The sequence below is a fragment of the Sporanaerobacter sp. genome (assembly GCF_047830725.1).
GTDB lineage: Bacteria > Bacillota > Clostridia > Tissierellales > Sporanaerobacteraceae > Sporanaerobacter.
On record NZ_CP181252.1, the window covers coordinates 1790154 to 1816379 of the forward strand.

General features: G+C 30.4%; 24 protein-coding genes and 3 tRNA genes. 25 read left to right on the forward strand and 2 right to left on the reverse strand.

Annotated features, from left to right (window positions below):
• Positions 1-185: 185 nt before the first annotated feature.
• From ACFWUA_RS08835 to ACFWUA_RS08885, 11 genes are all read left to right on the forward strand, one after another.
• Positions 186-1085 (forward strand): metal ABC transporter substrate-binding protein, encoded by a 900-nt coding sequence (locus tag ACFWUA_RS08835; RefSeq protein WP_416197658.1) that lies wholly within the window; start codon positions 186-188, stop codon positions 1083-1085.
• A gap of 1 nt (position 1086) precedes the next feature.
• A complete protein-coding gene (locus ACFWUA_RS08840; RefSeq protein WP_416197659.1) occupies positions 1087-1836 on the forward strand; it encodes a metal ABC transporter ATP-binding protein in 750 nt (249 codons plus the stop codon).
• 10 nt (positions 1837-1846) lie between these two features.
• Positions 1847-2647 (forward strand): metal ABC transporter permease, encoded by an 801-nt coding sequence (locus tag ACFWUA_RS08845; protein ID WP_416197660.1) that lies wholly within the window; start codon positions 1847-1849, stop codon positions 2645-2647.
• Positions 2648-2872: 225 nt separating this feature from the next.
• A complete protein-coding gene (locus ACFWUA_RS08850) occupies positions 2873-3412 on the forward strand; it encodes a helix-turn-helix domain-containing protein (protein WP_416197661.1) in 540 nt (179 codons plus the stop codon).
• Positions 3413-3438: 26 nt separating this feature from the next.
• Positions 3439-4488: a spermidine/putrescine ABC transporter ATP-binding protein gene (potA, locus tag ACFWUA_RS08855; protein WP_416197662.1), complete on the forward strand. Its 1050-nt coding sequence runs from the start codon at positions 3439-3441 to the stop codon at positions 4486-4488.
• A gap of 38 nt (positions 4489-4526) precedes the next feature.
• Positions 4527-5321: an ABC transporter permease gene (locus ACFWUA_RS08860; RefSeq protein WP_416199193.1), complete on the forward strand. Its 795-nt coding sequence runs from the start codon at positions 4527-4529 to the stop codon at positions 5319-5321.
• Complete coding sequence (locus ACFWUA_RS08865) at positions 5318-6106, forward strand: ABC transporter permease (RefSeq protein ID WP_416197663.1); 789 nt, start codon at positions 5318-5320, stop codon at positions 6104-6106. The genes ACFWUA_RS08860 and ACFWUA_RS08865 overlap by 4 nt, the downstream gene beginning before the upstream one ends.
• Entirely contained in the window at positions 6103-7146 is a 1044-nt protein-coding gene (locus ACFWUA_RS08870) for an ABC transporter substrate-binding protein (RefSeq protein ID WP_416197664.1), read from the forward strand. The genes ACFWUA_RS08865 and ACFWUA_RS08870 overlap by 4 nt, the downstream gene beginning before the upstream one ends.
• 120 nt (positions 7147-7266) lie before the next feature.
• The gene (locus ACFWUA_RS08875) at positions 7267-8448 is read left to right on the forward strand and encodes an NAD(P)/FAD-dependent oxidoreductase (RefSeq protein WP_416197665.1); all 1182 of its coding nucleotides are present in this window, start codon (positions 7267-7269) and stop codon (positions 8446-8448) included.
• A 114-nt stretch (positions 8449-8562) separates the two neighbouring features.
• Entirely contained in the window at positions 8563-10194 is a 1632-nt protein-coding gene (locus tag ACFWUA_RS08880) for an MBL fold metallo-hydrolase RNA specificity domain-containing protein (RefSeq protein WP_416197666.1), read from the forward strand.
• A gap of 15 nt (positions 10195-10209) precedes the next feature.
• On the forward strand, positions 10210-10629 hold the full coding sequence (locus ACFWUA_RS08885) for a hypothetical protein (protein WP_416197667.1): 420 nt from the start codon (positions 10210-10212) through the stop codon (positions 10627-10629).
• A 24-nt stretch (positions 10630-10653) separates the two neighbouring features.
• Here the strand turns inward: ACFWUA_RS08885 and ACFWUA_RS08890 are convergent.
• Positions 10654-10729 (reverse strand) — tRNA-Thr (locus tag ACFWUA_RS08890).
• A gap of 527 nt (positions 10730-11256) precedes the next feature.
• Here ACFWUA_RS08890 and ACFWUA_RS08895 point away from each other — a divergent pair.
• Positions 11257-14478 (forward strand): FtsX-like permease family protein, encoded by a 3222-nt coding sequence (locus ACFWUA_RS08895; RefSeq protein ID WP_416197668.1) that lies wholly within the window; start codon positions 11257-11259, stop codon positions 14476-14478.
• 66 nt (positions 14479-14544) lie between these two features.
• The gene (locus ACFWUA_RS08900; RefSeq protein WP_416197669.1) at positions 14545-14667 is read left to right on the forward strand and encodes a hypothetical protein; all 123 of its coding nucleotides are present in this window, start codon (positions 14545-14547) and stop codon (positions 14665-14667) included.
• A 322-nt stretch (positions 14668-14989) separates the two neighbouring features.
• On the opposite strand, the gene ACFWUA_RS08905 is transcribed toward ACFWUA_RS08900, so the two are convergent.
• A tRNA-Leu gene (locus ACFWUA_RS08905) sits at positions 14990-15078 on the reverse strand.
• 131 nt (positions 15079-15209) lie between these two features.
• On the opposite strand from ACFWUA_RS08905, the gene polA reads away from it, so the two are divergent.
• The 12 genes from polA (at position 15210) to ACFWUA_RS08965 (ending at position 26223) form a co-directional block, all read left to right on the forward strand.
• A complete protein-coding gene (gene polA / locus ACFWUA_RS08910; RefSeq protein WP_416197670.1) occupies positions 15210-17897 on the forward strand; it encodes a DNA polymerase I in 2688 nt (895 codons plus the stop codon).
• A complete protein-coding gene (coaE, locus tag ACFWUA_RS08915; protein WP_416197671.1) occupies positions 17884-18501 on the forward strand; it encodes a dephospho-CoA kinase in 618 nt (205 codons plus the stop codon). Before polA ends, coaE begins: the two co-directional genes overlap by 14 nt.
• Before the next feature lie 18 nt (positions 18502-18519).
• On the forward strand, positions 18520-19173 hold the full coding sequence (locus ACFWUA_RS08920) for a lytic transglycosylase domain-containing protein (RefSeq protein WP_416197672.1): 654 nt from the start codon (positions 18520-18522) through the stop codon (positions 19171-19173).
• Positions 19174-19197: 24 nt separating this feature from the next.
• Complete coding sequence (locus tag ACFWUA_RS08925; protein WP_416197673.1) at positions 19198-20946, forward strand: peptide ABC transporter substrate-binding protein; 1749 nt, start codon at positions 19198-19200, stop codon at positions 20944-20946.
• 52 nt (positions 20947-20998) lie between these two features.
• A tRNA-Leu gene (locus tag ACFWUA_RS08930) sits at positions 20999-21083 on the forward strand.
• A gap of 275 nt (positions 21084-21358) precedes the next feature.
• A complete protein-coding gene (locus ACFWUA_RS08935) occupies positions 21359-21943 on the forward strand; it encodes a YdcF family protein (protein ID WP_416197674.1) in 585 nt (194 codons plus the stop codon).
• A 72-nt stretch (positions 21944-22015) separates the two neighbouring features.
• Positions 22016-23071, forward strand: coding sequence for a DNA polymerase IV (locus ACFWUA_RS08940; RefSeq protein WP_416197675.1), 1056 nt, complete (start codon positions 22016-22018; stop codon positions 23069-23071).
• A gap of 19 nt (positions 23072-23090) precedes the next feature.
• A complete protein-coding gene (locus ACFWUA_RS08945; RefSeq protein ID WP_416197676.1) occupies positions 23091-23459 on the forward strand; it encodes a DRTGG domain-containing protein in 369 nt (122 codons plus the stop codon).
• Positions 23456-23884: an ATP-binding protein gene (locus ACFWUA_RS08950; protein WP_416197677.1), complete on the forward strand. Its 429-nt coding sequence runs from the start codon at positions 23456-23458 to the stop codon at positions 23882-23884. The genes ACFWUA_RS08945 and ACFWUA_RS08950 overlap by 4 nt, the downstream gene beginning before the upstream one ends.
• A gap of 22 nt (positions 23885-23906) precedes the next feature.
• The gene (locus tag ACFWUA_RS08955; protein ID WP_416197678.1) at positions 23907-25160 is read left to right on the forward strand and encodes a [Fe-Fe] hydrogenase large subunit C-terminal domain-containing protein; all 1254 of its coding nucleotides are present in this window, start codon (positions 23907-23909) and stop codon (positions 25158-25160) included.
• 12 nt (positions 25161-25172) lie between these two features.
• Positions 25173-25505, forward strand: a complete 333-nt coding sequence (locus tag ACFWUA_RS08960; RefSeq protein WP_416197679.1) for a DRTGG domain-containing protein — start codon at positions 25173-25175, stop codon at positions 25503-25505.
• 1 nt (position 25506) lies between these two features.
• Positions 25507-26223, forward strand: a complete 717-nt coding sequence (locus tag ACFWUA_RS08965) for a PHP domain-containing protein (RefSeq protein WP_416197680.1) — start codon at positions 25507-25509, stop codon at positions 26221-26223.
• Positions 26224-26226 lie beyond the last annotated feature (3 nt).

Here is a 26226-nt window from a genome sequence, read left to right on the forward strand (position 1 = left end):
TTTTATTTAATGATGAATAATACTATTATCTTTTCTTGCACTGGAGCTCTTAAAATAATATAATTATTCTGATGGGTATGATTTACTTTGGCTGAATGAGGGTTTAGCTATTATTATCTTGGCTATAATTATATCAATGTCTATTTTACAATGGAAAATATAGTGGAGTCTACGGGAGTGATGATATGCAAATGAAAAAAACTATTCTTATCATATCGTTAATAGTTTTAAGTTTTCTAACAGCTTGTTCTAACAAAGATTTAAATATTGGTGATAGTGAGAAGTTGGTAGTATCTGCAAGTTTTTATCCTCAATATTATTTAGCCAAAGAAATTGGGAAAGATAAAATAAACTTAAGCTCTATAGTTCCCAATGGAGTGGAACCTCATGATTTTGAATTGACTATAAAACAGATAAAAGAAATACAATCAGCAGATGTACTTATCTTAAACGGTGCCAATATGGAACACTGGAAAGATAAATTGCTAAAATCAATAAATACACAAGATATAAAAATAATAGAGAGTAGCAAGTATGTAGATGTTATTAAAACAGATGGGATAGAAGATCCTCATATTTGGTTGAATCCTAAAAATATGGCTAAGATAGCTTACGAAATAAAAGAAGTATTTATAAAAAAGGATGCTAAAAACGCTGATTTCTATGAAAGCAATTATAAGGAATTGTCTAAAAAATTAATGGAGCTAGATAAAAATTATGAAACTATTTTAAAAGATAAGAAAAGAGATGCTATATTGGTTTCTCATGCTGCTTTTTCTTATTTAGCCAATGAATATGGATTTAAACAAATTGCTGTTACTGGTATAAGTCCTGAAGAAGAACCTAGTCCTGGAGCTATGGCAGAGCTTATAGATATGGCTAAAGCTGAGAACATGAAATACATTTTCTTAGAAACTTTAGCTAGTCCTAAAACTGCAAATATTATAGCTGAAGAAGCTAATTTAGAAGTTTTGATTTTAAATCCAGTTGAAGGACTTACAGAAGAAGAACAAAAAAGTGGTGAAGATTATATTTCTATCATGGAACAAAATCTACTCAATTTAAAAAAGGCATTGGTGGATTAAAATGGGAGAAAAAATTGTAAGTGTAGAAAATTTGTATTTTAGTTATGGGAAAAATAAAGTGTTGGAAAATGTGAATTTCGATATTGAAAAAGGTGATTTTGTTGGAATTATAGGTCCAAATGGTTCTGCTAAAAGTACTCTCATGAAATTAATGATAGGAATTTTAAAGCTAGAAAAAGGAAACATAAAACTATTTAGTACTGATATAGATAAATTCAAAGATTTCCACAGAATTGGATATATATCTCAAAATGTAAGAGAATTTAATACAAAGTTTCCTGCTACTGTAGAAGAAATTGTTGGAGCTAATTTGTATAAGAAAATGGGATTTTTCAAAATAGGAAACAAAAAGATATATGAAAATGTACACAAGGCGTTAGAAGTAGTGGAAATGGAGGATTATAGCGATAGACTCATAGGTAATCTTTCAGGTGGTCAAAAACAAAGGATATTTATAGCTAGAGCTCTTGTGAGCAATCCAGAAATACTATTTATGGATGAGCCTCTTGTAGGCGTAGATATTGAATCTCAAAACAGATTTTATGATTTGATGGAAAAACTTAATATGAAATACAATATTACATTAGTTATGGTTTCTCACGACATAGGTGTGATTTCGAAAAAAGTTAACAAGATATTATGTTTGGGAAATGGAAAGTTCTATGTTCACGATTCAAAAAATGTTGAACTTTCGCACGTAATGGGTGAAATTTATGGCAAAAATATGGATATATTAGACCATGATCATTAGGGTGATGAATATGATGGATATATTTTCTTATAGTTTTATGCAAAGATCGTTTATAATGGGAACAATCATTGCAATTATAGCCCCTACTATTGGGCTATTTCTCGTTTTAAGGCGAGCCTCTGTCATAGGAGATGCACTGTCTCATGTAGCTTTGGCTGGGGCAGCTTTTGGAATGCTTATGGGTATCTATCCTGTATATGGAGCAATTATATTTTCTATTGCTGGAGCTTTAGGAATTGAAAAGTTAAGAAACGAATATTCAGAATATGAAGAGCTTTCTCTTTCTATAGTGCTGTCAGCAGGTATTGGGCTTGCATCAATACTCATAAGCTTTGGGAATACTTCAGGTATATTTGCTTATCTCTTTGGGAGTTTAGCATTGGTTACTGAAAAGGACATATTGGTTGTATCTATACTTGGAGCATTTATAATAATTTCTATACTGACTCTTTATAAGGGGCTGTTTTATGTATCTTTCGATGAAGAAAGTGCAAAGCTAGCTGGAGTACCTGTAAAGTTTATAAATATATATTTTGCTATACTTGTAGCATTAACTATTGGCATATCTATGAGAATAGTGGGAGTTTTACTCATTTCTTCTCTTATGATTTTGCCTGTAGCCACAAGTTTGATAATATCAAAAAGCTTTAAACAAGCTCTTCTATATTCTAATTTGTTTGGAATACTATCAGTATTTGTGGGGCTTATACTTTCTTTTTATTTTGATTTAGCTCCGGGAGGAACTATTGTTTTAACAGCATTGTCAATACTTTTGATTGTAATATTTATAAATCGCAAAAAAACTAGTTGAGAAACTAGTTTTTTTTATTAAGTAAAAAGATTTATATATTAAACAAGAGAAAATATCTTATGTTCTTTAAGCTTGTAATTAAAAGGGATAGAATAGGTTGAAAAAAACAAAAAAAGATATTGACTTTTAACTATAATTTTGATTATAATAGATTAGTCGATTGGGATGTTTAGTAATTATAAACAAATAGTTTAATATATGATAAGCACTGTTAGGAGGATATCCGTGAAAATTGGTGAAAAAATTAAGCAATTAAGGATCAGAAATTCCCTTACTCAAGAAGAGCTAGCTGAGAGATGTGAATTGACTAAAGGATTTATTTCACAGGTTGAAAGGGATTTAACTTCTCCTTCTATAGCTACACTAGTAGATATTCTCGAGGGACTTGGAACTAATTTAAAAGATTTTTTCAATGATATAGAAGAAGAAAAAGTAGTTTTTACAAAAGAAGATGCTTTTGAAACAGAAAATGAGGAGTATAAATACAATTTAAAATGGATAATTCCCAATGCACAGAAGAATTTAATGGAACCAATACTTCTTGAATTGGAGCCAGAAGGAAGATCTAAAGAAGATTCTCCACATGAAGGAGAAGAATTTGGATATGTAATATCTGGCAGTATATTTGTTCATATTGGAAATGAAGAATATAAAGCAAGAAAAGGTGAAAGTTTTTATTTTAAAGCAAATGCAAATCACTATATAAGAAATGCAGGGAAATCTGTAGCTAGAATTATTTGGGTGAGTACACCACCAAATTTTTAAAGAATATTTTTATGGGGGGATCATCATTGGAGAAAAATTTAATAATTGACTTAAAAAATATTTATAAAGAATACGATGGCGTGGAAGTTTTGAAGAATATAAATTTTTATATCAGAAAAAATGAATTTTTGACATTGCTTGGTCCTAGTGGATGTGGCAAAACTACTACGCTACGAATTATTGGTGGTTTTGAACGACCTACAAGTGGAGAATTGATATTTGAAGGAAAAGACATCATAAATGTGCCTCCCTACGAAAGACAAATAAATACTGTTTTTCAGAAATATGCACTTTTTCCTCATATGAATGTATTTGAAAATGTAGCTTTTGGTTTGAAAATAAAAAAATTGCCTAAAGATGAAATAAAAAATAAAGTAATAAATATGCTTAAAATGGTTAACCTTGAAGGATTTGAAAATAGGTCTATAGAATCTTTAAGTGGGGGACAACAACAAAGAGTTGCCATAGCAAGAGCACTTGTAAATGAACCAAAAGTGTTACTACTAGATGAGCCGCTTGGGGCATTGGATTTAAAGCTTAGAAAAGAAATGCAATTAGAACTCAAGAATATGCAAAAAAGAGTAGGAATTACTTTTATATATGTAACACACGATCAAGAGGAAGCTTTAACCATGTCAGATACAATAGTTGTTATGGATAAAGGGGAAATACAGCAAATAGGCACACCAGTTGATATATACAATGAGCCTAAAAATGCTTTTGTAGCTAGGTTTATTGGTGAAAGTAATATCATTGATGGAATAATGCATGAGGACTATGTAGTTGAATTTGCAGGAAAGGTATTTGATTGCGTAGATAGTGGATTTGAAAGAGATGAAGAAGTTCAAGTAGTCATAAGACCTGAAGATTTAAACATAGTAGATGCAAAAGATGGGATGATTAAAGGAAGAGTTACATCTATAACATTTAAAGGTGTTCATTATGAAATGCTTGTAGAAAGTAAAGAGTTTCAGTGGAAAGTTCATAGTACTATTATGAAGCCAGTAGATACAGAAATTGGTTTGACAGTTATTCCTGACAATATACACATTATGAAGAAGGTGATAGAAAATTGAAACAGTTAAAATGGCTTTCTTATCCTTATATTTTTTGGATGATATTATTTATAATAGTACCTTTAATATTGGTATTTATTTTTAGCTTTACTACAGGAGATATTCGTTTAAATGGAGATTTTCAATTTTCTATTGAAAACTTTCAAAGATTTTTTGATCCACTTTACTTAAAAGTATTGGGAAAGTCTGTAAATTTGGCATTAAAGTCTACTATAATATGCCTATTGTTGGGATATCCTATGGCTATGATTATTTCAAGAGAAAATATCAAAAAACGAAATGTCATGATTCTTTTATTTGTAGTTCCAATGTGGATGAATTTTTTGTTGAGAACTTATGCTTGGATGACTTTGCTTGGGAAAAATGGAGTTTTAAATTTTCTTATTAAAAAATTGGGATTTACACCATTAAATTTTATTTACAATGACAATGCTGTACTTCTTGGAATGGTGTATAATTTTTTGCCCTTTATGGTACTTCCCATATATTCTGTACTCATAAAAATGGATAGAAGTCTAATAGAGGCTGCAGAAGATTTGGGGGCCAACAAGGTAAAAGTGTTTTTAAAGATTATATTTCCACTAAGCTTACCTGGAGTTGTTTCAGGATTTACTATGGTGTTTATGCCAGCACTAAGTACATTTGTCATATCTAGACTCTTAGGTGGAGGCCAATATATGCTTATTGGCAACTTAATTGAACAACAATTCTTGTGGACAGGAGATTGGCATTTTGGTTCTGCCATATCAATAATTATGATGGCCTTTATTTTAATAGGTATGGCTATTACATCAAAATTTGACAAAGAAAAAGAAGGAGGGGGCTTGTGGTGAGTAAATTTTTGAAAAAAATTTATACTATACTTATATTCATATTTTTATATGCTCCCATTGTAGTATTGATTGTATTTTCCTTTAACAATTCGAAGTCTAGAGGTTCTTGGAATGGTTTTACATTGAAATGGTATATAGAACTTTTCAAAAATGAGGAAATAATGAAAGCACTATATTATACTATAATCATAGCTGTGCTTTCAGCAATTATTTCAACTATAATAGGAACTTTTGCAGCTATAGGTATATATAATATGAATTATTTAAGTAAAAAGGTAGCTTTAAATATAAACTACTTGCCAGTGCTAAATCCAGATATAGTTACGGCTGTGTCACTTATGACTTTATATAGATTTATGAATATACAATTGGGATTTTTATCAATGCTACTATCTCATATTACATTTTGTATACCTTATGTCATACTATCAGTACTTCCTAAATTGAAGCAGCTAAATAGACATCTTGCAGAAGCTGCAATGGATTTAGGTGCAACTCCTTTTTATGCATTGAGGAAAGTTATTATTCCTGAAATAATGCCTGGAATAGTCACAGGAGCTCTTATGGCTTTTACATTATCTATTGATGATTTTGTAATAAGTTTTTTCAACACAGGTTCTGGGGTTACAAATTTAAGCATAACAGTATATTCTATGGCTAGAAGAGGAATCAAACCTGAAATCAATGCGTTGTCGTCCCTTATGTTTTTGACAGTACTTGTTTTGCTTTTAATTATAAACAAAAGAACTACAAAAGACTTGGAAAAAAGAGGTGATATTGCATGAAAAGAAGTATAAAATATGTTTTATTAATATTATTAATTGCAATCATTGGAACTGTTTTTACAGGGTGCAAGAAAGATACGGATACATTGAATGTTTACAATTGGGGAGATTATATAGCTCCAGAAGTTATTGAGGAATTTGAAAAAGAATACGGTATAAAGGTAAATTATAGTACTTTTGATACCAATGAAGATATGTATGTAAAAGTTAAATCTGGTGGCAATAGCTACGATGTATTGTTTCCTTCTGATTATATCATTGAGAAAATGATAAAAGAAGATATGCTACTTAAATTAGATATGAACAACATTCCTAACTATAAAAACATAGATGAAAAATTTAAGAATTTAGATTTTGATCCAGATAATGAATACTCAGTTCCTTATATGTGGGGAACATTGGGGATTATATACAATAAAAATGCAGTTACTGATAAAATAGATAGTTGGGATGCTCTTTGGAATGAAAAATACAGTGGCCAGATTTTAATGTTAAATAGCCAAAGAGATTCTATTGCTATTTCGCTAAAGAGATTGGGATATTCTATGAATTCAACAGATAAAGATGAGTTAGAAAAAGCGAAAGAGGAACTTATAAAGCAAAAACCACTTGTATATGCTTATGTTGGGGATGAAGTAAAGGATTTGATGATAGGTGAAGAAGCAGATATTGGAGTAGTTTGGTCTGGAGATGCAGTATATATGATGGGTGAAAATGAAAATTTGGATTATGTAGTTCCTAAAGAAGGTTCAAATCTGTGGTTTGATAATATGGTTATACCAAGTACTAGCAAGCACAAAAAAGAAGCAGAACTTTTTATAAATTTCATGTGTAGACCAGATATTGCATTAAAAAATACTGAATACATTGGATATTCAACTCCCAATAAAGAAACATTTAAATTGCTTTCTGAAGAAATGAAAAACAATGATGTAGCATACCCTAAGGCTGAGAGTTTAAAGAACTGTGAAATATTTAATGATCTTGGTGAGTTTACAAAAGAATATTCTAGAATTTGGACAGAAATTCTTGCTCAATAACACAAAATACTCTTGCATATGAATACATGCAAGAGTATTTTGTGTAATGCAGAAAATTAAGGGTAATAAAAATTAAGGGTAATAAAATACTAGTATTATATTATTTTAGGAGGTTTTACGATGGATAAGTGTGAATATCTTATTATTGGGAATGGAATTGCAGGTTTAGCTGCTGCAAGAGAGATAAGGAAAAATGATGAAACCGGTTCCATAACTATGGTTTCCAGTGAACCCTATCTTACTTATTATAGGGTTAAACTTACAGAATACTTAAGCAAGGATTTTCAAGATGAAGAACTTTTGGTGAATAAAGAAAAATGGTACAAAGATAAAAATATAAATGTTATAGTGAATAAAATAGTTGAAGAAATTGATACAGAAGGAAATAAGATAAAAATAGATGATGGAAGTGAAATTCAGTACAATAAATTGTTATTAGCTATGGGGAGCAGGCCCTTTATACCACCAATAGCTGGAAAATATAAAAATGGAGTTCTTGCACTTAGAACCCTTAAAGATTTAAGATACATTCAAGACTATTTTTCAAATTGCCAAACTATTACTATTATAGGTGGTGGGTTATTGGGACTGGAAGCCGCCTATTCAGTTAAGAAACTCAACAAAAAAGTAAACATCATTCAATCTTCACCTTATTTATTAAATAAACAATTAGATGAAGAAATATCTAGAAAACTTGAAAATAAGTTGAGAGAAGCTGGATTTAATTTATATTTAAATTCTCAAGCAGAGGAAATATTGGGGGAAGACAAAGCAAATGGTATCAAATTGAATGGAGAAAGAATAGTATCTACAGATGCAGTTTTGGTATCCTCTGGAGTTCGTTCTAATCTTGATTTAGTTAGAGATACTAAAATTGAACATGATAGAGGAGTCAAAGTAGATAAATATTTAAGGACCAATATTGACAATATCTATGCAGCTGGTGATGTGGCAGAAGTAGAAGGAGTAGTACTTGGACTTTGGAGTGCTGGAAATGAACAAGGTAAAATTGCAGGAGAAAACATGACAGGGGGTACAAAAGAATACACATCACCAAAACCATATACAAATCTTCAAATAGGAGATATTTCATTGTTTTCAGCAGGAGATGTGAATAATTTTGACAAGGTCTATGAATATAAAGAAGGAAGCGAAATACATCATAAATTGTTTACAACAGATGGAAAAATTACAGGAGCTATATTGTTTGGTGATATATCCGAAATGAATAGTTTGAGAAAAGCTGTTCTTGAAAATATGGATGCAGATATATATTTAAAAGACGGAATAGCATTCAGATAAAACTCCAGGTTTATCCTGGAGTTTTTTTCTAAATAAAATATAGATAAAATACACTTTTTGTTTAAAAAATCCATTATAATATAAGTAAAGTTTATTGTTCTGGAGGGATATATTGTGGAGATTAAATTTTTAGGTGCTGCCAAAGTAGTTACTGGTTCTAATGTATTGATAACTACGGATAAATATAAAATACTATTAGATTGTGGTATGTTTCAGGGAAGTGAACAGCTAGAAAGACTAAATTTTGAAAAATTTCAATACAATCCAGAAGATATAGATTTTTTGATATTAAGTCATGCTCATATAGATCATAGTGGAAGAATACCCAAATTGGTAAAAGAGGGATTCAAAGGTAGAATCATAACTACAAATGCTACATTTGATTTATGTAAAATAATGCTTATAGATAGTGCCAATATTCAACAATCAGATGTAGAATGGGAAAATAGGAAAAGACGAAGAGCAGGGAAAGAACCTATAGAACCACTTTATACAGTAGATGATGCAGATTTGAGCTTGAGATATTTTGAACCTTATCTTTATGAACAAAAAATTACTTTAAATGATGATATTGTAGTGAGATTTAAAGATGCTGGTCATATATTGGGATCAGCTATAGTGGAATTGTGGATAAGAGAAAATAAGGATTTTACCAAAATCGTTTTTTCAGGTGATTTGGGAATGCCAGGTCGTCCTATCATAAATGAACCTGAATATATTGAAGAGACAGATTATTTAATAGTAGAATCTACCTATGGAAATAGAATACACGATGATATAAAAGAAAGTGCAAAAAAATTGGTAGATATCATCAATTCAACTGTGTTAAGGGGAGGAACAGTAATTATACCTTCTTTTGCCGTGGGAAGAACTCAAGAAATAATATACGAGTTAAATAAATACTATGAATATGATAAACATGTAGAAGAATTTATGAAAATTCCTGTTTATGTAGATAGTCCTATGGCTGTTATGGCTACGGAAGCTTTTAAGAAAAATTCCAGTTGTTTTAATGAAGAAGCAAAAAAACTTATACTGAATGGAGACAATCCTTTTGAGTTTCCAAATTTATTTTATGTAAAAAGTCAAGATGAGTCTATGAAGTTAAATCAATATAGTTTTCCTAAAGTAATCATTTCATCTAGTGGTATGTGTACAGCGGGAAGAGTACGTCATCATCTAAAGCATAATTTATGGCAAAAGAAAAATAGTGTAGTTTTTGTAGGTTATCAAGCAGAAGGTACATTGGGTAGGATAATATTAGACGGAAAGAAAAAAGTAAAAATATTGGGAGAAGAAATAAAAGTAGAGTCAGAAATATATGATCTTGAAGGATTTTCTGGCCATGCAGATCAGAAAGTATTGATGAATTGGGTCAAGAATTTTAAAAGAAAGCCTAAAAAGATATTTGTAGTTCATGGAGAAGAAGAATCATCGAAAATGCTAGCAAGTATGATTGAGAACGAATTGAATGTTGAAACCATAATACCCAACCTAGGCGATGCTTTTGAGATTAAAGAAGTTATAGTTAAAAGTCAAAGTGGCGAAGTACTAGAGCCTATAAAACAAAAAGAAGATATAGAAAAAGAATTGCAGGATGTTTACAATCAATTTGAAGCCCTTGTATATAAGACAGATAAGCTAATAGATCCAGAGTTTTTAAATGAAGATTATGATGAGCTAAAAAATAAATTGTTAGAATTGCAACAAAAATTGATGGATGTAAATATGCTCTTAGGAAAATGATAAAGGAGTGATCTAATGGGTGAAGAAAGTAATAAAAGAAAGTTTAGAAAAGTTGAAAACATAATGGAAAAAATTATTATGTGGCTTGAGATTGTATTGGCAACTTTTATAATAATAACAGTTATTTTAAGTTGCAAAGATTTAGCCTCATTGGCATATAATGTTTTCACAACAGAAGCAATGAGTTCTTATGAGCTATTGCAAGGTTTCCTTTCTTATGTTTTGCTCCTAGTAGTAGGTCTTGAACTTGCTCTTATGCTCATAAAACATTCACCTGGAAGTGTATTGGAAGTGATGCTTTATGCTGTTGCAAGGAAAATGCTTATAAGTTCTTCTACTACTTCAGAGGTACTCATAGGTGTCATAGCTTTGGCAATTATATTTTTCATAGATAAGTATCTTCATACAAAAGATAAAGAAAATATAATAAAGTAGTAGAAAATTTCTACTACTTTCCTTTGGAGCTTCATGGGGGACTTGAACCCCCGACCTACTGATTACGAATCAGTCGCTCTACCATCTGAGCCAATGAAGCAGAATAAATTAAAGTGGCTAGTCAATAAGACTAGCCTGCTTGTTTTGGTGCCGAAAGACTGACACTAAAACAGCTCGCACTATTATCACCATCATTATAAGGCGATTTTATAAAAAAGTCAATGTCATAATTATCTTTTATGATTCTAATGTCTTCTATAAAAAGTGCTAGTATTTGTTTTGCGTTTTCTCCAGTAATTTTTTCCAATAATAGCTTGATATTATTTCATTATATGGTACAATTTGATTAAGAAAGGTTGTACATAAAATGTATTTTTAGTTTTCTTGTTGCGATATTGCCATACAAAATATTCAGAATATTGCAAATCAATCATATAGTTGATTCATCCAGATCATATTTATGAGATATATTTTTAATTTCTTTGCCTGACATTATTAATTCTGTAATCATAGTTTTAAATTCATCTGTATAAGTTTTTCTTTAGACATTTTTTTGTTTTCCTCTTTATACAATGACTTATATGTATTAGGTTTTATGAACCACTATTCTTCTGGAGGTGAATTAGCGTGAAAAATCCAATATTAAAATCTATCATCAGACGTCCAATCAAATTTGTCTTGCTTATTCTAATACTTTCATTAGTTTCTGGTGCTTTTATTATGAATTTTACCTCATATAGCCTAGTTAGTAAAGAAGTTGAGTCTGCAAAAGGAGCATATAATAGTATTGGATATCTGCAGATGGATTTATCAGATGGAAGCGACGGCAATGTGTATGAGATAAGAGAACTGTTCAAAGATGATCCAATGATTGCTTATGAAGACTGTAGAATATGGTCGTTAGGAATCAGTGATAATCTATTAAATGCAGCCAACAAATATCTTGAAGGCGATTTTTTAGATGAATATCCAGGCATGGATCTTTTTGTTTATGATCTATTCGTTATAGTAAGACCTGAAAATATACGAACTAGAAACTACGTCAAGGATAGATATGATGGGGTGACCTTGGAAGGCCACGTGCAAAAACTAATTGCCGGATATCCGGATTGGATCTATATGCCGGATAGCGAAGAAATGTTTGAAGACGGATTCTTTAGTCTTATAGCACAAAAATATGAAAATAGTAGTAGAGCAAACGGCATATTAAAATTAATTCCATATATAAATGATGCCGTCCTTGATGAGTTATATGGACTTGAAATTGGAGCTGATTATCTTTTTAGATGTGAGGCAATGTCTTATGATGCTTCACATATGGAAAGACCGGATTCATATATGTTAAAACCATTATATGATGGAGGTCCTTTATATGAGAAAATTGATAATATTGATGAGTTCAATTTAGAAGATCCTAAATGGCAAAAAATGAGAGAGGATATAGAGCTTTTAGATATGAATACCAGAGCATTTAACATAGTTGCAACCAAAAACATGGAAACTCACCCCTATACCCAAGGAAATCTAGAGGGATATACTTTGTATGATGGAAGATGGATCAACTATGATGATTATAAGAACAATAATAAAGTTTGTGCAGTTGGAAAAAATTTATTTGAAGCACGAGAATTAAAATTAGGAGATAAAATTTCCCTTCAATATATGGAATCTGAAATCCCAGAGTTCTTAGTGACTGAAAAAGACAGAAAAGAGTGGAAAAATTATCATAAAAGTGATGTTATAGAATACGAAATAGTAGGCGTTTATAATCAAATTTATTCAGGTAAAGAGATATATGTACCTACAAGTACAGTATCTAAGGAATTTCTAAAACTTCCTACTAAAAATTTTCTTATTGAAACTGGAAAACCTTATTTATTTAGTCAATGTTATAGCTTTGTCCTAAAGAACCCTGCTGAACAATCGCAGTTCATTGAAAAGTATGGAGATAGTATTAAAGAAGCTGGGTTTGAACTTCAATTCATAGAGAATAATGCTGAAACATTTTGGATATCTGCGGATAAGGTTCTAAATAATCTTAAAATAAATATTCTATTATATGGGATTTTATTGATATTTGCAATGCTATTTATTATATATATGTATATAGAGATCTATAAGAAAAATTATGCCATTGAAAGAATCCTAGGTTTTACGCATAAATCTGCCTCTAGGCATCTGTTGATGCCATTATATATTTTTGCTGCGATGGGAATAGGATTATCATATTATTTTGGCTACCAAACTGCTATAAAGAATTCTAAAAAGATATTAGAAGGAATCTTAGGAAAATTACCAAACAATTTAGATTCTTCAATTAGTGTAAAACTTGTATTTCTAATATTTCTAACAATCATAGGCGTTTTTGTGATACTATCGTTATTTATGGTGTTTAGACTTAAAACTAGGTCTTTGCTTGAATTCTTTAGTGAAGAAAAAAACAAAAAGAAAGTTCAAGATGTAGATGCAGATGATTTAGACATAATTGATAATGAATTTCATACCGATGACTTGGCAGATGTCCTTTCATTTGACGATTCAAATATAAATATCAGTAAAGGAAAGACAGTCCTCAAAGGGTATGGTAAAAAACATATTTCTAGATCTATTGTAACTACGATTTTAATGGTAGTTGTAACGGGACTTTTGATTGGGACTCTTACATGGTTAATCAATGTAATAGAATCAAATCAGGTATTCATTGATAAAACCATATCTGAAACAACCGTATATGGAGAGATAGAATATATTGGTGAAGCAAAATTTTCATATAAAGGATATATTTCTGAAGATATTTTAAATAAAATCTTAGAAACTGGTTTAGTTGAAGATTACTTTGGAGTTGTGGATAATGATTATAGTGAGATAAATATTGACAGAAATGGAATTAAAGAAACCATTAAAAGAGAAAGTGATTTAGATTTAGCATATTACGAAAAACATATACAGATGACTATATTAGCATCTAATAAAGAACTAAACTCTGATAACGGAATTAAACTATCGGGGATAGAGGATCAAAGTATAGTTGGTAAGATCAACTCCTATACTTCAATACAAGATGAAATTCCAATTTTAGCCTCTACTGAAGCTATGGATACCTATAACTTAGAGATAGGACATAAAGTATCCTTAAAAGATGCAGGATCAAATTATCCTGATGTATACGGAACTATTGTCGGTACTTTTGAAAGCTATGGATTCCCAACACATGATGCCTATTATGAACAACACCTAATCCCAAGTGATTGTGTACATGAAACTTTTATCTTTCCAATAGATGCAGTTAGATTAATTGAAAGAAACGGAATTAACTATGTAAAAATTGATTTATTATTTGATAAAGAGAAGAATGCAGAACTTTACGATAATAGGGAAGAGATATTGAATCGAATAGCTAAAACTACATCTGGTGATAGTACTGGATACAAACTGGTCCTTTATGATGATATACTGACCGAAACTATTGGACCATTGGAAAAAAACATGGAATTACTAAGTATTATATATCCAATCATCTTAGTGTTATCATTGATAATCGCTGTAGTTTTACCTTATTTATTAATCCTTAGGAGAAGTGAGGAGTTGGCAATCATGAGAATCCTTGGAGTAAAAGAAGTGGAAGTAAAACGATACGTATTTACAGAGAGCTTATTGCTAACAATTATTGGAGAGGTAATAGCTATCGCAGTAATAAGTGTAGTAACCTTTAAATCCGGAGTATATCCAATATGGAAGTATCTCTTTGTCATAGTTGGGTACTTGTTAGCAAGTATTATAGGTGTTTTAGCAAGTTTAAAAAATGTGCTTTATAAAAAGCCATTAGAAATGCTACAGGTAAGGGAATAAAGGGAGGGAGTATATTGGTAAAGCTTGAGATGAAGAATTTATATTATAGATATAAAAGAGTTGCTATTGCTAGAACTGGCACATAAACAAGATTTTTGCATAATCATTGTTACCCATGATATGGATATAGCAAGTCAATCAGATGTAGTATGGAGAATTCATGATGGAATATTTATATGTGAACGTTAAACTCTATGATACCCCTATAATTAGGGGTATCATAATTGCATTGCAATACGCTTTTTAAATATCTATCTTTAATATCTTTAAACAAAAAGAGTACGCCACCTTGTATAAGTGGGTGGCGAATTTTTGCTTAGCATTAGCTAAGTTTTTCTTTTTTATATCATATAAATAAAAGAATTGTGTTTTTTATCTAAAAACATATACAACGTAATACATAAAGAATAAAAATAGCATAAATGCAAACTGAGAGTAGAAATACTTACGGTATAAGGGCAATGTGGTAATAAAAAAAGCTCTATAGTTTAAACTATAGAGCTAAATTTGATGGTGCCGAAGGCGGGAGTCGAACCCGCACGAGGTTTAAGCCCCACTGGATTTTGAGTCCAGCACGTCTGCCAATTCCATCACTTCGGCTTGTCAACTACAAAAAATATAGTACCACAAAAAAGAATAAAATGCAAGTATTTTATTTAAATTATTTACTGAACAACTTTTTTCATATATACTTAATATATGTTTAGTGGTTAATCACAAATTTTAAGGGGATGATTTTGTTGGATAAAGATACTCTGATCATAATAGATGGCAGTAGTTTATTACATAGAGCTTTTTATGCATTACCATTGTTATCAACAAAAGATGGAATTTATACGAATGGAGTATATGGATTTTTGACTATGCTATATAAAATAACAGATGAATACAATCCTAAATATTTATGTGTTGCATTTGATATGAAAGCTCCGACTTTTAGACATTTAGAATTTGATTTATATAAGGCCAATAGACAAAAAGCACCAAATGAACTATCATTGCAGTTTCCAATATTAAAAGAAATACTTAAGGCAATGAATATAAATCAAATAGAAATTGAAGGTTATGAAGCAGATGATATAGCAGGAACTGTTGCTAGATTTGGAGAAGAAAAAAATTTAAATGTCATATTGGTTTCTGGAGATAGAGATTACTTACAATTAGCTTCAGATAAATCTAAAGTACTAGTGACTAAAAAAGGTATAACAGAACTAGAAGTGTTTGACAAAGAAGCCATGATTGACAAGTACGGCATAACTCCAGAACAATTCATAGATTTGAAAGGACTTATGGGAGATAAATCAGACAATATACCTGGAGTTCCTGGTATAGGAGAAAAAACAGGACTTAAGTTGTTGAAACAATTTGGTTCTATAGAAAATATATATGAAAATATAGAAGAAGTAAGTGGAAATAAATTAAAAGAGTCTCTCATAGAATATAAGCAACAAGCCTTTTTAAGCAGAAGACTAGCTGAAATTGTCACCAGTGTTCCATTGGAATTAAATTTAGAAGAACTAAAATATGAAGAACCAGATTGGGAAAAATTAAAAGAAATCTATGAAAAATTGGAATTTAAATCACTAATAGAAAAGATACCAAAAGATAAAATTGAGACAAACACAAAATATTATATATCAGAATTTACATTGATAGAAAGTGAATCTAAATTTCATGAAATTGTTGATGAAATACTTAAATCAAAAGCATTTGCCTTTAAATTTGTATATGGTGATGATGATATTCTTAAATCTGAAATATTGGGAATTGCAATTAAGCCAAAAGGACATAGCACTTATTATATAAATTTTGAGGGAAATGAACTGCTATTAAAGTTTCAAAATAGCTTTAAAGAAGTATTTGAAAGAGAAGATATATTGGTTTCAGGACACAATATAAAGAATGATATACTAGGACTTTTTAAATTGGGTATAAAAATTAGTTCTATTACTTTTGATAGCATGATAGGTGAGTATTTAATAAATCCATCGGAAACAGATTATAGCATTTCTAAATTGAGCAATGAGTATTTAAATCTCAATATAGAAAAGGAAGAAGAACTATTGGGAAAAGGTAAAAATAAAAAAACTTATAAAGCTTTATCCATAGATGAAAGAGGACAATATTTTGCTAAAATATTAGATTTAGTATATATGTTAGAAGATAAGATTGTTGGAATCATTGAAAGTCAAGGAATGAAAGAACTTTATTATGATGTGGAACTTCCACTTGCTGAAGTATTGGCAAGCATGGAGTACTATGGTTTTAAAATTGATGTGGAAATATTGAAAGAACTAGGAAGTGAATTTGACAAAGAAATAGACGATTTGACAAGAGAAATATATGAATTAGCGGGAGAGGAATTTAATATAAATTCAACTAAACAATTGGGAGAAATATTGTTTGATAAATTAGAATTACCAATTATAAAAAAAACGAAAACAGGGTATTCAACAGATGCAGAAGTATTAGATAAACTTAAAGATAAACATCCTATTGTAGAAAATATATTAAAGTATAGACAAATTGTAAAATTAAAGTCTACATACATTGATGGTCTTATGAATCTTGTAGATAAAAATACAGATAGAGTGCATTCAAGCTTTAACCAGACTATAACGAATACAGGTAGAATTAGTAGTACGGAGCCAAATCTACAGAATATACCTGTAAAAACAGAGGAAGGAAGAAAAATAAGAAAAGCTTTTGTTCCACAAAATAAAGACTATATCTTGATAGATGGAGATTATTCACAAATTGAATTGAGAGTATTGGCTCATATTTCAGATGATCCAAAATTAAAAGAAGCATTTTATAACAATGAAGATATTCATACCAAAACTGCTAGTGAAGTATTTAATGTACCTAAAGAAGAAGTCACATCTATTATGAGAAGCAGAGCAAAAGCAGTGAATTTTGGAATTGTGTATGGAATTAGTGACTATGGATTGTCAAGGGATTTAAATATTTCTAGAAAAGAGGCAAAAGAATATATAGATAATTATCTAAAGAATTACAAGAAAGTAAAGGAGTACATGGATGAAATCGTGGAATTTGGGAAGAAAGAGGGCTTTGTAGAAACTATATTGAATAGGAGAAGATATCTTCCTGAATTGAAATCTAAAAACTATGTAGTCAGATCTTTTGGAGAAAGAGTTGCTATGAATACTCCTATTCAAGGAAGTGCGGCAGATATTATAAAAGTTGCCATGGTAAGGGTATATAAAGAACTTAAATTGAGAAATTTAAAATCCAAGCTTATACTTCAAGTTCATGATGAGCTCATTATAGAGACATATAAAGATGAAAAAGATGAAGTTAGGGAAATCTTAAAAAACACAATGGAGAACTCTATAAAATTAAATGTGCCATTGAAAGTAGATATAATGATGGGAGATAGTTGGTATGAAACAAAGTAGTTGCAAGATAATTGGTCTAACTGGAGGAATTGCATCGGGGAAAAGTACAGTTACCAATCTTTTAATTGAAAAAGGCTTTAAAGTCATAGATGCAGACAAAATAGCAAGAAAAGTAGTATGTGTAGGAGAATCAGCGTATATTGATATTGTAGGAGAGTTTGGAGAAAAAATATTAAAAGAAGATTTGACTATTGATAGAATAGAACTAGGGAAATTGACATTTGAAGATGAAAATATAAGAAAAAAATTAAATAGTATAGTTCATCCTAGAATTTTTCAAGCTATAAAGGATGAAATAGATAAATATTCTAAAATAGAAAGGGTTATTTTTTTAGACATTCCTCTTTTGATTGAGGAGTTGGATAAATTTAAAGTTTATGGAATCAATATAGATGAGATATGGCTAGTTTATGTAGATGAAAAAATTCAATTAGAAAGGCTAAAAAAAAGAAATGGTCTTTCCAATGAAGAAGCTTTAGCTAGAATAAAATCACAAATTTCCATGGATTGCAAAAAAAAATATGCAGATAAAATTATAAACAACAATGGAAATCTTGAAGAACTCAAAGAGAAAGTAGAAATTCTCATAGAAAATCTCAAATAGATATCGGAGGTATATAATTTGGCAAAGTTATTTAATCATAAAATCAAGAGATTTTTCATTTGCATATTGATTGCCGTGTTGTTGTTTGTAAGTATAAAGCTAGTTGTAAAAATTATATATCCAATTGACTATGAAAATTATATAAAAAAATATTCACAAAATTACAATATAGATTCTCATCTGGTTGCTGCTATAATCAATGTAGAGAGCAAATATGATACATTTGCCATGTCTAAAAAAGATGCACGAGGGCTTATGCAAATTTCACCTAATACAGGAAAATGGGCCTCTGAAAAAATAGATATACAGGATTTTACGTTGGAATCCTTATATGATCCAGAGATAAATATAAGGATTGGCTGTTGGTATTTAAGCGTTCTTGCAGATGAATTTAATGGAAATTTACAGCTCATATTGGCAGCATATAATGGAGGAAGTGGCAATGTGAACAAATGGCTTAAAGATGATAGATATAGCAAAGATGGGAAAAGTTTAGATTATATACCTTTTAAAGAAACTAGTGATTATGTAGAAAAGGTACTTAAAAATTATGAAATGTATAAAAAAATCTACAAAAATACTTTTGACATGGAAAGTTCATCTAGGTATGATTTCAAGAAAGATATGAAAAATAAATTCATTAAAATGTTTGAAAATTATATTGATGTTTAGTTTGAACATGAGGGGGAAAAAGCGTTGAAAAAAAAGCTAATATTATTTCTTGTGCTGACAATCATTTCCTTGTCATTCATGACAGGATGTGAAAATAAGGCAAAAATAGAAAAGGATATTGAAACATTAGAAGATAAAAGCGAAACAGTTGCCAATGAAAGTGATGAACCAGAATATGGAGGAGAATTGGTAGTACCTATTACGACAATTAAATCATTAAATCCTCTTTTAAGCGAAAATGCAAGTTTTTATCATTTTAGTAAATTAATTTTCGAGAGCTTGTTTCAATTAGATAGCAATTTAAATATAGAAAATTGTCTTGCAGAAGATTACTCAATAAGAGATGAAGGAAAGGTTGTAGATATTAGACTTAAAGATGATGTGTATTGGCATGATGGAGAGAAATTTACAGCAGATGATGTGGCTTTTACTATAAATGCTATTAAATATGGGAGTGGGGAGTCGGCTTATAAAGATTTGATACTCAATGGACTGAAACCTTTCAGTACTTCAGATATAAGACATATTTTAGATGTAAAAATAGTTGATGATTACAATTTAGAAATATATTTTGATAGATCTTATAGCAATGCACTAGAAATTTTGACTTTTCCAATTGTACCTAAACATCGATTTATAGCGAAAAATGAGAAAGCTTCATATATAAATGCTTTAAACGATGAAGGATATAATCCAATTGGGACTGGACCATATAAATTTAGTCAATATGAGAAGCTTAAAACTATAAAATTAGTTGCTAATGAAGAATGGTGGAAGGGAAGACCCTATATTGATACGATTGTTGGCAAAGTGCTAGATGATGAAGAATTGTCTCTTACAGCCTTTGAAACAGGACAAGTTGATTTAGCTAATACTGTTGATGTTGATTGGGAAAAGTATACACAAAAGGATAGAGTAAAAATATATGAATATGTTTCACAAAACTATGAGTTTTTAGCTTTCAATTTTAAAAATGAAATATTTGCTGATGAAAGTGGATTAGCTATAAGAAAAGCTATTGCCTATGGAATAGACAGACAAGCTATAATTCAAAAGGTATATTTAGGTCACGCTACACAAACTGATTTGCCTATACATCCAGATTCTTGGCTACTTAATCAAGAAGCAAGTATATATGGTTATAATAAATCAAAAGCCAAAGAAGTATTAGATAAAGCTGGATGGATAGATAGAGATGGGGATGGAATATGTGAAGATGAAAATGGAAACAAACTCTCCATAAGACTATCTACAAATTCCTACAACCCATTGAGATTTAAAACTGCGGAGATGATAGCAGAAAACTTGAAACAAATAGGAATTGAAGTGATAAAAGATTATGCTGAAGAAATTCCTGACAAGCTCACTGAAGAAATGATAGAAAATGATTGGGAAACATTTAGAGGGAAATTAGATAGAGGAAATTTTGATGTAGCCTTGTTGGGATGGCAATTGTCTAGTGTTCCAGATTTGTCTTTTGCTTTTCATTCATCTCAAATTCAGTATGGAACCAATTTCATCAGCTATCAAGATGAAGAGATGGACGAATTGTTGGTAGAAGCATTTAGTGCTCCTAATAGAGAAATGAAAAAGAATGCCTATGACAAATTGGAAACTAAAATAGTTGAAGAATTGCCCTATGTGAGTCTTTTTTTTAGAAATAAAGCTTTGCTTTTAGACAAAAAAGTAAAAGGGAATATAGAACCACAATTTTACAATATATACGACAATATTGAAGAATGGTATATTCCAAAGAAATATCAACAAAAATAACTGTTGATAAATTGCCAAAAATCATTATAATATATAGTGGATATGTTAAATTGCAGGAGTGGTGGAATTGGCAGACACGTACGTTTGAGGGGCGTATGGCAATAGCCTTGAGGGTTCAAATCCCTTCTCCTGCACCACTAAGAAAGAAAGAGACGTTTAGTTGCTAAAATCAATTAGCAGTTAGACGTCTTTTTTATAATTTCTATAGAAAAATTCATAATAAGGTAATATATGCATATTGTGTAAAATGAGAATTATATAAAATTAAAACATTTATTGAAAGATATAATCAAATTTATAAATTATATGCTAATATAGTATTAAGTATATAATAAGAATGTGGGAATATAGATAGAATGTGGTTTTTGATTATTCCAATCAATGGAGCAATCGAACAGAAAGGAAAAAGCAAATGAAGAAAATAATACTTAAAATAATAACTACTTTGGCATTAATGGTATTTATGTCTTTTTTAATTGTTGAAGTTTTGATTATTGTTGAAGGGAGTAGAAAAACAGTAGATAAGGTTGATTATGTTATAGTTTTGGGAGCTAGACTTTATGGAGATAAACCTTCACCAGCGCTATTGGAAAGGCTTAAGGTTGCAAAAGAGTATTTAAGTCAAAACAGAGATGTAAAAGTAATAGTATCAGGTGGACAAGGCATAGACGAAGATATATCAGAAGGACAGGCAATGAAAGAATATTTAGTAGACAATGGAATTGACAAAGACATGATAATCATTGAAGATAAATCTATTTCTACTTTTGAAAATCTGCAATTTAGTTTAGAAAAAATCAAAGAAATAGATGATAAAGAAAATATAAAAGTTTTAATTGCTACCAACAAATATCATATATTTAGAGCAAAGTTTTTGGCCAAAAGATTGGGTATGATTCCATATGGATTGCCTGCCAAAACTCCTATATCAATTGTTGTTCCACAATATATAAGAGAGTATTTTGCAGTGATAAAGTCATTCTTTTTTGATAAGTAAATTTATTGAAATTAATTATCTTTTAATGTGTTAGAATAGAAATTGAGCTAGTAAATACTAAGGTGTGATTTTATGAATAGTAGGACTATAATTCATGTGGATATGGATGCATTTTTTGCCTCAGTAGAACAAAGAGACAACAAGAAATTTAAAAACAAGCCTGTGATTGTGGGCGGTAGTTTGGAAAATAGAGGAGTAGTTTCTACAGCTTCTTATGAGGCGAGAAAATATGGAGTTCATTCTGCTATGTCTATAGCTATGGCGAAAAAACTTTGTCCAGAAGGAATATTTCTTCCGGTAAATATGAAAAAATATAAAGAAGTTTCAAGAAGCATAAATGATATATTTAGAAGATATAGTCATACAATAGAACCTGTTTCTATAGATGAAGCTTTTATTGATATAACGGGGAAAGAACCTTTAAGTACAGCAATGAATATAAAAAGAAATATAAAGGATGAATTGGATTTAACAGCTTCTGTAGGGATATCTGTAAATAAACTTTTGGCTAAAATTGCCTCTGATACAAATAAGCCAGATGGTTTGACTATCATTGGAGAAGAAGAAGCAGTAGATTTTTTAAGGCCACTTTCTTTGAGGAAATTGTGGGGGATAGGTCCTAAAACAGAAAGAGAACTAAAAAAATTGGGAATATACACTATTGGTGATTTGCAAAATTATGATGTAAATGTATTGATTGATAAATTTGGCAAGAGAGGAGAGGAACTCTTTGAGTTTTCTATGGGGATTGACAATAGACCTGTGGAAATGAATATTGCTAGTCAATCAATTGGAGAGGAAGAAACTTTTGTCAAAGATACTTTGGATATGGAGTTTATGTATACGAAGTTGCAAGAATATTCGCTAAATATTTCCTACAAATTGGAGCATAATGGATTGTTGGCAAGAACTATAACTGTAAAGCTCAAGTATGAGGATTTTTCAACTGAAACTAGGAGCATTACATTGAATATTCCTACAGATGATTTTGAAACTATATATAAAATAAGTCTGTTTATATTTAAAAATAAGTTTTTAATAAATAAAAAGATTAGATTGCTGGGTATTACAGCTTCAAATTTTATTTACCCAAATGATCCGCTTCAATTAAGTTTTACTATAAAATAAATTTTGAGGAGGTGCCTAGTTGAAATTAAGAGAAATTCAAGAGATATTGGAGGCAAAGGTTATAGTTGGAGAAGAATACCTGGACAGAGAGGTTTTATATGCCTTTAGTTCAGATTTAATGAGTGATGTACTGGCGTATGTAAATGAGGATACTATACTGCTTACAGGTCTTAACAATCCGCAAGTCATAAGAACTGCTGAAATGATGGATTTACCTGCTATAGTTTTTGTAAGAGGCAAGCTTCCCGGTAGTGATTTAATTGAGTTGGCTAAAAACAATCATTTAACTATATTGTTCACTACGGATACTATGTATACAGCTTCTGGAAAACTCTATAAAAATGGTTTAGAAGGTCTAAAAATAAAGGAAGGATCAATAGAGAAATGAGTCATAGTCTGATTAAATTGGAATATGAAATATTGGAGAATGATTTTTCCAGAGCAGGTGAAGCTTCTAGCAATATGAAAAAAATGCTTACTCATTTAGGCATAAATTCTAAAATAATTAGAAAAGCTGCTATAGTTACTTATGAAGCGGAGATGAACATTGTTATTCATTCAAAGGGAGGCAAAATTTTTGTGACAGTATCTCCAGAATGTATTGAAATTGTAGCTAAAGATAAGGGCCCTGGAATTAAAGATTTGGATTTGGCAATGCAAGAAGGATATTCTACGGCACCTAATGATGTAAGAGAATTAGGATTTGGGGCTGGTATGGGTTTACCCAATATGAGAAAATTTTGTGATGATTTTGAGATATTATCTAGCGAAGGGAATGAAACATGTGTCAATATGAAGATTTATTTAAAATAAAAAAAGATTGGGTGGTATAGAGATGGGAAAATATATCCATTCGGTATTGTTGAATGAAGATAAGTGTATAGGTTGCACTCATTGCATGAGACGTTGTCCTACAGAAGCCATAAGGGTTAGAAATAAAAAAGCCCACATCATCAAGGAAAGATGTGTTGATTGTGGAGAATGTATAAGGGTATGTCCCAGTCATGCTCAAGATTCAATAACGGACAGTTTGGATAAATTGAAAGAGTTCAAATACAATATTGCTATTCCTGGGATTACACTATATGGACAGTTTAGTTCGAAGACAGATATGAACAAGGTATATGAAGGAATAAAAATGTTAGGATTTGACGATGTCTTTGATGAGGGAATAGCAGCTGATATCCTTTCTGTAACAATAAAGGATATGATAAAAAACAACAATTTGCCTAAACCCATTATTTCTTCTTTTTGTCCAGCGGTTTTAAGACTTATACAAGTGAGATTTTCTTCTCTTATTGACAATATAATAACTGTAGAATCAGCTATGGAAGTGGCTGGAAGGATAGCAAAGGATATGGCTATGAAGAAATATGGATATAAAAAAGAAGAAGTTGGTGTGTTTTATTTGACACCTTGTCCAGCAAAAGTGACTAGTATAAAAAACCCCATAGGTATAAAGGACTCTTCTTTGGATGGTGCTATAGCTATAAACAAGATTTATGGGGAGATAGTTAAAAAGATGAAGGATGTAGAAAGTATTTGCGAGTATGAAAGGGCTACTCCAAGTGGAATAGGTTGGGCTAGAGTTGGTGGTCAAAGCTATTCTATTGATGTGGATAATTATATTGCAGTAGATGGTATAGAAAATGTCATAAATATTTTGGAAGAAATAGAGTTGGGGAAATTGGATGGAGTAGTATTTTTTGAAGGGCTTGCTTGTATAGGAGGATGTGTAGGAGGTCCTTTAAATGTAGAGAATCCTTTTATAGCTAAAAGCATTGTAAGAGAATTGTCAACCAAAGCTACAAAGAAAGAATATAAATCATCAATATATATAGAGGATAAGTATGTAGACTATTATTTAAAAAATGGATTTATAAATTGGACGGAAAATATTGAGCCTAAAGGAATATTAACTCTTGATGATGATATACAAAAAGCCATTGAAAAGTTTGAAAAGATAGAAGAAATATTAGATTTTCTTCCAGGATTGGATTGTGGTTCTTGTGGAGCTCCTACATGTAGAGCTTTGGCAGAAGATGTAGTGAGAGGATTTGCCAATGTAGAAGATTGTATTTTTAAATAGGAGGAAATGTTTATGAATTTAAAAAAGGTAAAAGAAAGTTTAAATTTAGAGGTAATTGCTGGATATAATGAAGAAGATAAGGAAGTTGATGGTGCATATATAGGGGATTTGTTGAGTGTAGTCATGTCTAGTGCAAGTGAAAATAATATTTGGATAACCATACAAACGCATTTAAATATCATAGCAGTGGCTACCCTTGTTGGTACTTCGTGTATTATTGTGGCAGAAAGTATGGAAATAGATGAAGAAACTATAAAAAAGGCTAATGAAATAAATATGCCACTGTTTAGAAGCAATTTAAATAGCTATAGAATAGCTTGTAGATTAAATGATTTAGGTATTTGATATGGATTATAGTATAGATCTTCACATACATTCAGCTTTGTCTCCTTGTGCATCTCGTGATATGACTCCCAACAATATTGTAAATATGGCCTATATAAAAAAACTTGATATTATATCTATTACAGATCACAATACAATGGAAAATGTAGAAAACATCATGAAATTGGGTGAAGATAAAAATATACTTGTTATTCCAGGAATTGAAGTGACTACAAAGGAAGAAGTGCACGTCCTCTGTTTTTTTGAAGATGTAAAAGATGGATTAAAATTTTCTCAAAGGATCTATGATAGCTTACCTTATATAAAAAACAAAGGAAATTTTTTCAAAGAGCAATTGATACTTGATACTAAAGACGAAATTGTAGGTAAATTGGACAAATTGCTCATAAGTAGCTGTTCATATACTATTGATGAAGTAAACAAATTTGCAAGTTTGAACAATGGAGTTATGGTACCTGCCCATGTAGATAGAATGTCTTATAGTATTATATCTACTCTTGGTTTTATACCAGAAGAACTTCAAATTGCCACTATTGAAGTATCTCCTTATGGAGATTTAAAAAAATTGAAGAAATTCATGGATTTATCTAGGTATAAAAAGATTGTAAATTCAGATGCTCATGATTTATACAATATCAGTGAAGCTGAAAACTTCATTGATATAGATGAATTGGCAAGAAAAGATGTGATAAAATATTTAAAAGAAAAAAAGAGGTAGATA